The sequence below is a fragment of the Sphingomonas albertensis genome (assembly GCF_014358075.1).
Lineage (GTDB): Bacteria > Pseudomonadota > Alphaproteobacteria > Sphingomonadales > Sphingomonadaceae > Sphingomonas > Sphingomonas albertensis.
The window spans coordinates 1-12,525 of the sequence record NZ_JACONT010000034.1; the positions used below are offsets into that span (position 1 = coordinate 1).

Here is a 12,525-nt window from a genome sequence, read left to right on the forward strand (position 1 = left end):
AGCAATGCTGCACCCGGTACGACCCCTCACCCAACCCTCTCCCCGCAGGGGAGAGGGCTATCGCGCCTCGGCAACCTGTCGCGCACCGCACCCATCGGTCTCCCAGGCCTCTCCGAACCCGAAACCGTCCGCCACTACACGCGCCTGTCGCGCCAGAACTACGGCATCGACCTCGGCTTCTTTCCGCTCGGCAGCTGCACGATGAAGCACAACCCGCGCCTCAACGAGAAGATGGCGCGGCTCCCCGGGTTCTCCGACGTCCACCCGCTCCAGCCGGTCGACACGGTGCAGGGCGCGTTGGAAGTCATCCACCAGCTCGCGCACTGGCTCGTCACGCTCACCGGCATGACCTCGGTCGCGATGAGCCCCAAGGCTGGCGCGCACGGCGAGCTCTGCGGCATCCTCGCGATCCGCGCCGCACTCGAAGCCAAGGGCGAAGGCGCGCGCAAGATCATCCTGGTGCCGGAGAGCGCACACGGCACCAACCCCGCCACCGCCGCGTTCGCCGGCTACAGCGTCGAGGACATCCCCGCCACCGCCGAAGGTCGCGTCGACACCGCCGCGCTGAAGGCCCGGCTCGGCCCCGACGTCGCCGGCGTGATGATCACCAACCCCAACACGTGCGGACTGTTCGAGCGCGACATGCGCGAGATCTCCGACGCGGTGCACGCGGCGGGCGGCTTCGTCTATTGCGACGGCGCGAACTTCAACGCGATCGTCGGCCGCGTTCGGCCCGGCGATCTCGGCATCGATGCGATGCACATCAACCTGCACAAGACCTTCTCGACGCCGCACGGCGGCGGCGGGCCGGGCTCGGGTCCGGTGGTGTTCTCCGCGGCCCTCACGCCCTACGCGCCACTCCCGTTCGTCGAAAAGCAGGGCGACCAGTTTGTCCTGATCGAGGAGGAAAACGCCGACGAGCATCATGCCGGCAGCTTCGGCCGCATGGTCGCGTTTCACGGCCAGATGGGCATGTTCACGCGCGCGCTGACTTACATCCTCAGCCACGGCGCGGACGGTCTTCGCCAGGTGTCGGAGGATGCGGTGCTCAACGCGAACTACATCCTCCGCAGCCTCGACGACACGCTCGACGCGCCGTTCGGCCCGTCGGGTCCGTGCATGCACGAGGCTCTGTTCTCGGATTCGGGTCTCGCCACCGGCTTCTCGACGATCGACATCGCCAAGGGCCTGATCGACGAGGGCTTCCACCCGATGACGATGTATTTCCCGCTCGTCGTCCACGGCGCGATGCTGGTCGAACCGACCGAGACCGAATCGAAGGCGGCACTCGACCAGTTCATCGCCGCACTCCGCTCGGTCGCCGAACGCGCCAAGGCCGGCGACCCCAGCCTCAAGACCGCCCCGCACTTCGCCCCCCGCGCGCGCCTCGACGAGACGCTCGCGGCGCGCAAACCGGTACTGGTCTGGAAGGACCCGGCTCCGCTGGCGCAGGCGGCGGAGTAAATCGCGGCTCCGTTCTCCTGCGAACGCAGGAGCCCAGGGTTACGGATGCCGCCGCCCGTAACCCTGGATTCCTGCGTCCGCAGGAAAACGGATTGCCCGGGGCACCGCAACCGATCTAGCCTCCACCCCAACAGGGTGGGGGCTCGGAACAATGCAGGCGCAAGACGCACAAGGCTGGATCAGCTACGCGGTCACGGCGGTCATCATCGGTATCGTCTTCGCGATCCGCTGGCGTCGCATGAGTGTGGTGAAGCCGCTGAAACTCGAACGCCTCTGGATATTCCCCGCGCTCTACGCCGCCGTCGCGCTGTACATGTTCGTGATGTACCCGCCACACGGCCTCGCCTGGCTGTTCTGCGCACTGGCCTTGGTCATGGGCGCAGCGCTCGGCTGGCAACGCGGCAAGCTCATGCGGATCACGATCGATCCCGACAGCCACGCGCTCAACACGACGTCCTCCCCAGCAGCGGTCCTGTTCATCGTCGCGATCGTCGCAGTCCGCACCGGCGCGCGCGCCGTCATCGGCGACGGCCAAGCCCTCCATCTAGACGCCTTCGCGATCACCGACATGCTGGTCGCGTTGGCGCTAGGCTTGTTCACCACCCAACGCATCGAAATGTACCTCTGCGCCAAGCGGATGCTCGAAACGGCCCGCGTCCGCTAACCCGCCGCTACGTGCTGATCCTCCCCCGCAAGGGGGAGGTGGCTGGCACTTGCCAGACGGAGGGGGAGGTAAGGAAAACCTCTGTTCCGTGTCCTCCCCCTCCGCCACCTTCGGCGACACCTCCCCCTGGCGGGGGAGGATTAAGGGGTGGCATCAAGCAATCGCGCGGTCCGTCTCTTCTCGCCGCCGGACATGCTCGCGCCAGACGATATATAACCCGCTCGCCACAATGACCGGCGCCCCGAGCCACGTCGCCTCCGCCGGCAGCGTGTCGAACACCAGCCACCCCAGCAAAGTCGCCCACAACAGGCTGGAATAATCCATCGGCACCACCACCGACACTGGCCCGAGCCGCAACGACGTCGTCATCGCGATCTGCGCCAGCCCGCCGAAAATCCCGACGCTTGCCAGGCACACCCAGGCGAAGAGATCATGCGACTGCGCCGCCTGCGCATAGAACAGCGACAACGGGATCAACGACAGCGCCGAGAACCAGAACACCGTCGTCAGCGCGCTTTCGGTCTTGCCGATCTGCCGCAACAGGATCGACACGCTCGCGGTCCCGAACGCCCCCGCCAGCGCACATCCCGCACCCCATAACGGAAAGTGATCGCCGCTCCCCGGTTGCGCCACGATCAGCACGCCCGCGAACCCGGCTGCGACGGCACCCCAGCGATGCCACCCGGTCGGCTCGCGCAATACCAGCGCCCCCAGGATCGTCGCGAAGATGGGAACGGTGAACCCGATCGTCGTCGCCTCGGCGAGCGGCAGCGCGACGATCCCGTTGAACGTGAACGCCATCGCCGACAGCCCCACGATCGCGCGCACGACATGCGCCGGCAACCGCTTCGTCTTCACCGAAGGCAGGCCCGGACCGGCGGCGATCACCCCCGACACCAGCAAGCATGCGCCGAACTGCCGAAAGAACAGGATCTCCGACACGCTCGCGCCGTACCGCTCGGCCAGCTTGATCGCGGTATTCATCAGCGCGAAGATCACGACCGACAGCAACCGCATGCCGATGGCGGGAAGGATGCGGTCGGTTGGCATGGCCCCCTCCTAGCGAGAGCAAGCCGGGCATCCCACCCCGAACGTCCGCAAAGCCTCCGTCATCCAGTCACAAACCTCCCGTCATCCTGACGAAAGTCAGGACCCAGAGCCACGGGCGGTGTGGGTGGTATCCTGGGTCCTGACTTTCGTCAGGATGACGGGAAGGAGATGACGAACCCCTGCGCACCCGCTATCCGCACCCCATGATAAAGCGCGCACTCCCCGTCACCCGCGAGGCGGATTTCTCCGCCTGGTACCAGGCCGTCATCTCCGAGGCCGACCTCGCCGAGGAATCCGGCGTCCGCGGCTGCATGGTCATCCGCCCCTGGGGCTACGGCATCTGGGAGCGGATCCAGCGCCTGCTCGACGACCGGATCAAGGCGACCGGCCACGAGAACTGCTATTTCCCGCTCTTCATCCCGCTCTCGTATTTCGAGAAGGAGGCCGAGCACGTCGACGGGTTCGCCAAGGAAATGGCCGTTGTCACGCACCACCGCCTCAAGGCCGACGGCTATGGTCGCCTGATCCCCGATCCCGAGGCCAAGCTCGAGGAGCCGCTCGTCGTCCGCCCGACCTCCGAAATGGTGATCGGCGCGGCGTTCGCACGCTGGGTCCAGTCGTGGCGCGACCTGCCGGTGCTGATCAACCAATGGGCGAACGTCGTCCGCTGGGAAATGCGCACCCGCATGTTCCTGCGCACCAGCGAGTTCCTCTGGCAGGAAGGCCACACCGCGCATTCCACGCCCGAAGAGGCGCGCGACGAGACGCTTAAGATGCTCGAAGTCTATCGCGACTTCGCGGAGGAATGCCTCGGCGTCCACGTCATCGCCGGCGAGAAGCCCGAGAACGAGCGCTTCCCCGGCGCGGTCGCGACTTATTCGATCGAGGCGATGATGCAGGACGGCAAGGCGCTGCAAGCCGGCACCTCGCATTTCCTCGGCACCAATTTCGCCTCGGCGCAGAACATCCGCTTCCAGAATGCCGGCGGCGAGTTCGAGCTGTGCAACACCACCAGCTGGGGCGTGTCGACGCGGATGATCGGCGCGGTCATCATGGTCCACGGCGACGACGACGGCCTGCGCGTGCCACCGATGATCGCCCCGTGGCAGGTCGTGATCGTCCCCATGCTGCGCGACGTCCCCGAGGACGCGGCGATCGTCGACTATTGCAAGTCGCTCCAGGCCGAACTCGCCAAGCAATCCGCGCTCGGCGAACCGGTCCGCGCACTGCTCGACCTCAAGCCCGCCAAGGCCGCGACGAAGCGCTGGGGCTGGGTCAAGAAGGGCGCACCGATCGTGATCGAGGTCGGCGGCCGTGATGTAGCCGGTGCCAACGTCACGGTGATCCGCCGCGACCGCCTCTACCGCGAGGACGGCAAGCTCGACAGCAACGCCGTCGGGCGCGACACGTTCGTCGAGGAGGTCTCGGGCATGCTGCACGACGTGCAGGCGACACTCCATGTCGAATCGATGAACCGCGTGAAGGGCAATATCGTCCCCGCCGCAGACTTCGCCGCGGTCGAAGCGCATTTTGCAGAGGGCGTGAAGAACCCCGGCTGGGTCGACGTCCGCTGGTCGAAGCCGACCGGGCCTGCGCTCGACAAGGTCGTGGAGCGGTTGAAGGCGCTGAAGCTCACCATCCGCAACGCACCGATGGGCCAGACCGGCTGCGACGACGGCGCATGCATCTTCACCGGCGAACCCGCGGTCGAACGCATTCTGATCGGCCGCGCCTACTAGGCGCGCCGATCGGCTGCGGCTGGCGCCACGTCCAGGGCTCGCCCGGAGTCGGGGGCGGGGTGCCGAAGCGGCCCGGATACCCAGTGGTCGGAGCAACCGAAACCGACCGGTCTGTCGGCTCCGTCGCGGTTCCCCGTCTGGTATCGTCGCATCGACTTCGGCCGCTTTGCGCGCATCTAACATCCGAAAGGCAGCCCGATCGAGCTCTGGCAGCCGGAGGATGTTTCGTGACGACGCGGACTTAATTTGGTCCAATGAGCAGCGGCGGAGCGTGGAAGGGTCTCCGAAGTCTCGCCACTCCCGACGGCAGAACTTCACCCCTCCCTGAAAGGGAGGGGCCGGGGGTGGGTTGGCCCATTTAAGCCACGACAGTTCGGATGGGCGGAAGCCGACCCACCCCCAACCCCTCCCTTTCAGGGAGGGGAGCAGGATGGCAGGTCTGATTCGTATGGGCTAGGGCGGGGGTCGCCAGCTGAGTCATCCGCCGCGCCACTCGCCAAGCCTCCGCCAAGCCCCTCAAAACAACTCCCCTTGAGGCCCCCTCGGCGCCCGGAACAGGTCGCTCCGCAACGCGACCCGCTCGCGGTTCAACCCATGCTTCGCGCAGGCGATCCGGAACCGCGTTCCCAGCAAATCCGCCCATGGCCCTCGCCCCTGCATCCGCGTGAAGAAGTTCGGATCGTTATCCTTGCCCCCGCGCAGCGATGCGATCGTCGCCATCACCTTCCCCGCGCGGTCGGGGAAATGCTCGTCGAGCCAGGCCCGGAACAGCGGCGCCACCTCATGCGGCAACCTGACCGGGATAAAGAACGCCCGCGTCGCCCCAGCCTCCGCCGCGCGCGCGATCAGGTGCTCGATCTCATGGTCGGTGATCGCCGGGATGACCGGCGCGATCGACACGTACACCGGCACTCCGGCATCGGCGAGCTTCCGCACTGCCGCCAGCCGCCGTTCCGGATGCGGCGCGCGCGGCTCGACGGTCGACGCCACCTTCGGATCCAAGGACGTGATCGACATCGCCACCGCCGCCAGTCCCTTCGCCGCCATCGGCGCCAGCAGGTCGAGATCGCGCACCACGCGGTCCGACTTTGTAGTGATCGTCAGCGGATGATCCGTCTCGCTCAGCACCGCGATGATCCCGCGCGTGATCCGCCAGTCGGTCTCGATCGGCTGGTACGGATCGGTGTTCGTCCCCAACGCCATCGGCGCGACCACATAGCCCGGCTTCGACAATTCCGCGCGCAACAACGCCGCGGCGGAAGGCTTGGCGAACAGCTTGCTCTCGAAATCCAGTCCCGGCGACAGGTCGTGGAACGCATGGCTCGGCCGCGCGAAACAGTAGATGCAGCCATGCTCGCACCCCCGGTACGGATTGATCGAGCGGTCGAACGGCACGTCGGGCGATGCGTTGCGGCTGATGATCGTCCGCGGCGTCTCGACCGTCACCGTCGTCCGGAGCTTCGGTGCGATCCCGTCGATCCCCTCGCGCATGTCGAGCCAGTCGCCGTCCGCCTCGGTCTGCGGCAGGTTGAACCGCCGGCTCTCGTCGTTGCGCGTCGCCCCGCGAACTGGTCGAGTGGTCTTCATCGGCAATCGATAGGCGCGATTCCAGAACAAATATAGAACATAATTCCCTGCGTCGCGCAGTTGCTCCGGGCTAATCTTGATCTACATTAGAGAAATAATGGCGAGTTTCTAGCGACTTGCCCGTGGTACGAATGAGCGCTCGCCGCGTGTGGCGATTGCGCGTAGGGCGAAGCGATGACGGGACAGATCACAACGGTGGAACGGGCTTTCGAACTGGCACGCTCGGGCGAGTGCGAGTCGGTCAACGCGCTGCGCCAGCGGTTGCGGCGTGAGGGGTATGACGCGGTCCACCTCCATCTGCATGGCGCGTCGATCAACAAGCAGCTCGTCGACCTGATCCACGCGGCCCGCGGCGGGTCCGCGCTGGCCTGACGCGGCGGCCTGACGCGGCGGCGGTTCGGTCGAGACACGCGCACGCGTCCGACCGAACCGTGCAGCCTCACTTCTGCGCCAGCATCACCGCCTTCGGCATGTTCAGCCCGGCAGCAGACCATTCGGCGGACGTCTTGCAGATCATCCGATCGATCCGCGAGCCGGTCACGGCCGGCTCGACCGTGCAGTATTTCTGCGTCTTGGCATCATACTTCAGCACCGTCTTCGGCGTCGAAGTCGAAGGAGCAGCGAAGGCCGGAACGCTGATCGCCAGCGCAGCGACGGCAACGAGGCTCTTCAGAAAGGTCGGGGTCATGGCAGGCATCCTTATGTTGGTATGAGGCGCCCGGTGGGGCGGCATCCCGACCAATGCATCTAGCGTGCCAGTTAGGTAATACAGTGCTACACGGCGGTTAAGATGTTCGAACAGCGAGGTTTTTTCACCGAATAGCTAAACTGTCCGCGTGAATCCTCGATCGCAAGACACACCACAGTCTGGCGAAAACCGCAGCGAATTGGTGCGAGCCATCGTCACGCTGGCTAAAAACGTCGCTCCCTCTCCCATCGGGGAGAGGGAAGGGGCCCGCGGCCACTCGGCCGTGGGAAGGGTGAGGGCACGCGCAGTTAAAGTGGGTGAAGCCACCTCACCCGGAAAAGCCTCAGCGCTCCAGCAACCGCGGCATGAGCTCGACGAAATTGCAGGGCCGATGGCGGCTGTCGAGCTGATCGCGCAGGATCCCGTCCCAGCCATCCTTCACCGCCCCGGTCGAGCCCGGCAGCGCGAAGATATACGTGCCCTTCGACACGCACGCACACGCGCGCGACTGCACCGTCGACGTCCCGATCGTCTGGTAGCTGAGCATACGGAAGAGTTCGCCGAAGCCCGGGATCATTTTCTCCGCAACCTGCTCGATCGCCTCCGGGGTCACGTCGCGCCCCGTCACGCCGGTGCCACCAGTGGTGATGATGCAATCGACTTCTGGATCGCCGATCCACGCATGCAGCCGCGCGACGATCGTTTCGACATCGTCCTTCTCGATCCGGCGATCGGCGAGCACATGCCCCGCCTCGGTCAGACGCGCGACGAGCGTGTCGCCCGAGCGATCCTCCGCCAGTCCACGCGTGTCCGACACCGTCAGCACGGCGATCCGCACCGGCAGGAAAATCCGGCTTTCGTCGATCGGCATGAAACTCAGTCCGCGCGCGTGATGGTAGAGGATTGCGGCCCGACGCTGGCGTTCACCGCAACCGTGCTGGCGCTTGCCCGCGCGTTCGGCCGGGCGTTCATCCGCACCGCGGTCGCACCCGGCAGGCCGGGGAAGCGCGGCCACATGCCCTGCGCAAGCGCATTACGGCTGACCGACGCCTTCTTGCCGCCCTGCGCCTCGTACATCCAGTAATTGCGCAGCACGGTGGTCACATAGCCACGCGTCTCCCAATACGGGATGCTCTCGATATACAGCAGCGGATCGCCGTTATCGCGGACGATCGCGTTCCAGTCGCCGACCGGACGCGGCCCCGCATTATACGCCGCGATCACCTTGGGCAGCAGCCCACCGGTAACGCCCGCCATGTCCCGCAGCCGCTCCAGATGGCGCTGGCCGATATCCATGTTGGTCGACGGCTTGGTCAGCGCCTTCATGTCGATCGACGTGCCGCGTTCGCGCGCGAAATCGGTCGCGGCGGCAGGCATGATCTGCATCAGGCCATACGCGCCGGCCGGGCTCTTCACGGTGTTGCGGAACCGCGACTCCTCCAGCGTGTGCGCATAGACCAGCGCCTTGTCGATGTGCCAGCCGCTGTCCGGCGTCCAGTTCGGCGTCGGATAGCGCGCCTCGGCGGTCGACGTCACACCCTGCGGGCAATTATGTGCGAGCCACACGGTGGTCGCGGGCAGGCTCAATGCTTCCGCCACGCGGACCAAGTTGGCGAACTCGCGCGGATCGCCGATCTTGGCCTGCTGGCGGATCACCGTATCGGCCAGATCGGTCTCGCCGACCTCGACCAGCGCCGCCGCGACGCGCACGTTCGGACGCTTGCCGACGACCTGCCAATCGCTGGCGACCAGGCCGCCGACCGACGTTCCCTTGTCCTTCATCGCCAGTTGCTGACGCGCGAGCTGGCCGTAGAAGCTCTCGCCGAACTGCGCCGCCGCCTTCAGCCGACCCTCGATCTTGTCGGGGCGCGAGCACACCATGTCCGCACGCGACGCCCAGTATAGCGCCGCCGCGCGAAGATCGACGTCGCCGGCCCGCGCCGCGACACCCTCGAACCCGGATTCGGCATTCGCACAATCATTCTGACGCCATGCCGACAGCGCGCCGACCCAGCGGCCCTGCACCGCCCAGTCGCCGACTCCGTCCTGCGCCTTCGCGGCCATCACCCGCGCGTTCGCATCGTCGCCCTGTAGGAAATAGATCCACGCGATCTTCTGCTGCCACTCGGTCAGCGCCTCCGGGGTCAGCCCCGGCGTGCTGTCGAGCAGCGACTGCGCCTCGCGGCCCATGTCCGCCTTCACGTAGGGCTGCATCTTCAGCGCGAGATCGGCGGCGATCATGTCGCCCTGCAGGCTCTTCGCGCGCACCCGACGCGGTGCGCCGTCCTGCCAGATCAGTCGTTGCGCGGCGGGCAGGGGGGGCAGGTCGACCGCCCCACGCACTTTGGCCAGCCGGGAAATCTGTTCGGCTTCGGGCAGTTCGGGCGCTTCGTTGAGCAATGCGACGAGCGGCTCCATCTCGATCCGCGGCGAGCCTTTCGCGGTGTACATCTCGGCGCGCGCGATCGCGTGCAGCGGGCCGGGCTTCATCGTGTCGAGCTGGATCTGCGCGTCGGTCCACTTGCCGTCGCGGATCGCCGCGAACACCGTCTTGTACGCCTCGCGCTGACCCGCATCGAGCTGGTCCGGGATCTGCTCCAGCGTCGGTGCGCCGACCAACTGCGTCGAACCGAGCCGCATATCGCCACCCGGCTCGCCCGCGACGGTCGCCGCCATAGCCGGAAGGGGAAGAGCGCCGAGCCCCAGAGCGATGGCCGCCCGCGATACAGACCGAATCCGAATCATCTCACGCCCTCTTGCGATATCTGTTCGCGCATCAGCATCTGCAAATCCTTCCAGGCCTCGGCCTTGGCCGCTGGCTTCTCGATCAGAAACCGCGGATGAAAGCTCGCGACCACGCTCGTCATATGCGACGCGTCACCGACCCCTGTTTGTGCGGTCTTATGGTTAAACCCATGTAAACGCCCGCGCGCCGCCTGTAATTCCGTCCCGAGGATCGCACGGCTCGCCGCATTGCCCAGCAGCAGCAACCGCTTGGGCGCGACCAGGCCGATGTGATGCTTGGCGATTTCGGAGAGGCGCGCTTCGATCTCGCTTTGGATCCGCCCCGCCGTCGGCCGCTTCGCGCAGACCGCCGCGAGGTGCACCTCGTCACGGGTCAGCCCGATCGCCGCAAGCATCTTGTCGAGCAACCGACCCGATGCGCCACTCAGCAGGGCGCCGGCGTCGCCGTCGTCGCGATCGGGACAGTCGACAAGCACCATGACCGTAGCGTCAGCCGGGCCGACCGCTGCCAGCGAAACCCCGCTCCAGTCCGCCTCGGGAACCTCCGCACCGCTTCGCCAGTTGAGGAATTCGGCGAGTGAAACCGGCATCGCGGACGGTGCGGCAACCGACGCAACCGGTGCCGCGGCGGGCGCGACAAGCGGTTCCGGCGCCGCGAACCAGTCGCGCGGAACGTCGTCGACCAGCGTGTCGACGCCGGCCTCGTGCCACCAGTCGAGCGCACTCGCCGCGGCGTTTCGCCAATCGATGGTTTGATCCGCCCCCACAGGGTAACCTATGCTGCACGGTTGACGTGGCGGTCAACTCGCGCAATCGCCATATTGGACAAGATGGTGCCGGCCCGAGCCCGAACGAAGGGCGGGGCATCAAGCGCTTGGCCCCAAAGCTAGGCAATAAGGGGAGATCCCCGGGAGACGATGATGACGACACGTGAATCGATGCCCTATGACGTTGTGATCGTCGGCGCAGGCCCGGCCGGTCTCTCGGCAGCGATCCGTCTCAAACAGCTGGCCGCCGAGAAGGACGCCGAGATCAGCGTCTGCGTGCTCGAAAAGGGCTCGGAAGTCGGCGCGCACATCCTCTCCGGCGCGGTCATCGATCCGAAGAGCCTCGACGAGCTCCTGCCGACCTGGCGCGAGGACGGCTGTCCGCTCGTCGAGGTTCCGGTTACCGAGAACCATCACTGGATTCTGAGCAAGACGAAGAAGAGCGAGATGCCGCACTTCGTCACGCCGTCTTTCCTGCACAACAAGGGCACGTACACCGGCTCGCTCGGCAATCTGTGCCGCTGGCTCGCGGGCAAGGCGGAAGAGCTCGGTGTCGAGATCTTCCCGGGCTTCGCCGCCGCCGAAATTCTGTTCAACGACGACGGCTCGGTGAAGGGCGTCGCGACCGGCGACATGGGCGTCGCGCGCGACGGCACGCATAAGGGCGACTACACCCCCGGCCTCGAACTCCACGCGAAGTACACGTTCTTCTCGGAAGGGTGCCGCGGGCACCTGACCAAGCAGCTGATCGCCAAGTTCGCGCTCGACAAGGACAGCGATCCGCAGGTCTACGGCCTCGGCATCAAGGAGCTCTGGGACATCGATCCCGAGCTCCACGTCCCCGGCCGCGTGATCCACACGCAGGGCTGGCCGTTGTCCGAAACCGAAGGCTCGAACGGCGGCGGCTGGATCTATCACCAGGCGAACGGCCAGGTCTCGATCGGCTTTGTCACGTGGCTGAACTACACCAACCCGCATCTCTCGCCGTTCCACGAGATGCAGCGCTGGAAGACCCACCCCGAGATCGCCGCGCTGCTGAAGGGCGCCAAGCGCGTCAGCTACGGCGCGCGCGCGATCAGCGACGGCGGGCTGCAGTCGATCCCCAAGCTCGTCATGCCCGGCGCCGCGCTGATCGGCGACAGCGCCGGCTTCCTCAACGTGCCGCGCATCAAGGGCACGCATACCGCGATGAAGTCCGGCATGATGGCCGCCGAGGCCGCGGTCGAGGCGATCGTCTCGCAGCGCGGCCACGACGAACTCGCCGCCTATCCCGAGGCGTTCGACCGGTCGTGGGTCAAGAAGGAGCTGTCGGTCGTCCGCAACGTCGTGCCGCTGGTCAAGAAGTTCGGCGACCTGATCGGCTCGGGCCTCGCCGGCATCACGATGTGGCTCGAGCATCTGGGGATCAAGGTGCCCTTCACGATGCACCACCATCCCGACCATGAGAGCCTGTGGCGTAAGGACCTCGTCAAGCCGATCGCCTATCCCAAGGCCGATGGTGTCCTAACGTTCGATCGCCTCTCGTCGGTGTTCATCTCGAACACCAACCACGAGGAGGACCAGCCGGTCCACCTGACGCTCAAGGACCCGGCGGTACCGATCGAATACAACCTACCGATGTACGACGAGCCCGCGCAACGCTATTGCCCGGCCGGCGTTTACGAGGTGGTCGGCGAGGAGACCGGCGACCCGAAGTTCGTCATCAACGCGCAGAACTGCGTCCACTGCAAGACCTGCGACATCAAGGACCCCACCCAGAACATCAACTGGGTCGTACCCGAGGGCGGCGGAGGCCCCAATTATCCCAACATGTAAGCGTCT

11 protein-coding genes are annotated in these 12,525 nt (G+C 66.3%); 5 read left to right on the forward strand and 6 right to left on the reverse strand.

Features of this window, described 5'->3' with window-relative positions; genetic code table 11:
• Together gcvPB and H8S47_RS14275 are read left to right on the forward strand one after the other, a co-directional pair.
• Positions 1-1,464, forward strand: a 1,464-nt coding sequence (gene gcvPB, locus H8S47_RS14270; RefSeq protein WP_235982914.1) for an aminomethyl-transferring glycine dehydrogenase subunit GcvPB, incomplete at its 5' end; no start/stop codon positions are given.
• A gap of 151 nt (positions 1,465-1,615) precedes the next feature.
• A complete protein-coding gene (locus H8S47_RS14275) occupies positions 1,616-2,128 on the forward strand; it encodes a CcdC protein domain-containing protein (RefSeq protein ID WP_187504500.1) in 513 nt (170 codons plus the stop codon).
• A 153-nt stretch (positions 2,129-2,281) separates the two neighbouring features.
• Here the strand turns inward: H8S47_RS14275 and H8S47_RS14280 are convergent, their stop codons facing one another.
• A complete protein-coding gene (locus H8S47_RS14280; RefSeq protein WP_187504501.1) occupies positions 2,282-3,178 on the reverse strand; it encodes a DMT family transporter in 897 nt (298 codons plus the stop codon).
• Positions 3,179-3,381: 203 nt separating this feature from the next.
• On the opposite strand from H8S47_RS14280, the gene H8S47_RS14285 reads away from it, so the two are divergent.
• Positions 3,382-4,917 (forward strand): aminoacyl--tRNA ligase-related protein, encoded by a 1,536-nt coding sequence (locus H8S47_RS14285; RefSeq protein WP_187504502.1) that lies wholly within the window; start codon positions 3,382-3,384, stop codon positions 4,915-4,917.
• Positions 4,918-5,433: 516 nt separating this feature from the next.
• On the opposite strand, the gene H8S47_RS14290 is transcribed toward H8S47_RS14285, so the two are convergent.
• Positions 5,434-6,504 carry a PA0069 family radical SAM protein gene (locus H8S47_RS14290; protein WP_187504503.1) on the reverse strand — a complete coding sequence of 357 codons (1,071 nt, stop codon included), beginning with the start codon at positions 6,502-6,504 and terminating at the stop codon, positions 5,434-5,436.
• A gap of 174 nt (positions 6,505-6,678) precedes the next feature.
• Between H8S47_RS14290 and H8S47_RS14295 the strand changes: the two genes are divergently transcribed.
• Positions 6,679-6,876 carry a hypothetical protein gene (locus H8S47_RS14295; protein ID WP_082445022.1) on the forward strand — a complete coding sequence of 66 codons (198 nt, stop codon included), beginning with the start codon at positions 6,679-6,681 and terminating at the stop codon, positions 6,874-6,876.
• 67 nt (positions 6,877-6,943) lie between these two features.
• Here the strand turns inward: H8S47_RS14295 and H8S47_RS14300 are convergent, their stop codons facing one another.
• The 4 genes from H8S47_RS14300 to H8S47_RS14315 all read right to left on the reverse strand — a co-directional run bounded on the left by H8S47_RS14300 (position 6,944) and on the right by H8S47_RS14315 (position 10,704).
• A complete protein-coding gene (locus tag H8S47_RS14300; RefSeq protein ID WP_187504504.1) occupies positions 6,944-7,192 on the reverse strand; it encodes a hypothetical protein in 249 nt (82 codons plus the stop codon).
• Positions 7,193-7,535: 343 nt separating this feature from the next.
• Entirely contained in the window at positions 7,536-8,063 is a 528-nt protein-coding gene (gene moaB, locus H8S47_RS14305; protein ID WP_187504505.1) for a molybdenum cofactor biosynthesis protein B, read from the reverse strand.
• A 5-nt stretch (positions 8,064-8,068) separates the two neighbouring features.
• Positions 8,069-9,868, reverse strand: coding sequence for a lytic transglycosylase domain-containing protein (locus tag H8S47_RS14310; RefSeq protein WP_187504506.1), 1,800 nt, complete (start codon positions 9,866-9,868; stop codon positions 8,069-8,071).
• Between the two features lie 65 nt (positions 9,869-9,933).
• Entirely contained in the window at positions 9,934-10,704 is a 771-nt protein-coding gene (locus H8S47_RS14315; RefSeq protein WP_187504507.1) for a uracil-DNA glycosylase, read from the reverse strand.
• Positions 10,705-10,857: 153 nt separating this feature from the next.
• On the opposite strand from H8S47_RS14315, the gene H8S47_RS14320 reads away from it, so the two are divergent.
• The gene (locus H8S47_RS14320) at positions 10,858-12,519 is read left to right on the forward strand and encodes an electron transfer flavoprotein-ubiquinone oxidoreductase (RefSeq protein ID WP_187504508.1); all 1,662 of its coding nucleotides are present in this window, start codon (positions 10,858-10,860) and stop codon (positions 12,517-12,519) included.
• Positions 12,520-12,525: the final 6 nt, after the last annotated feature.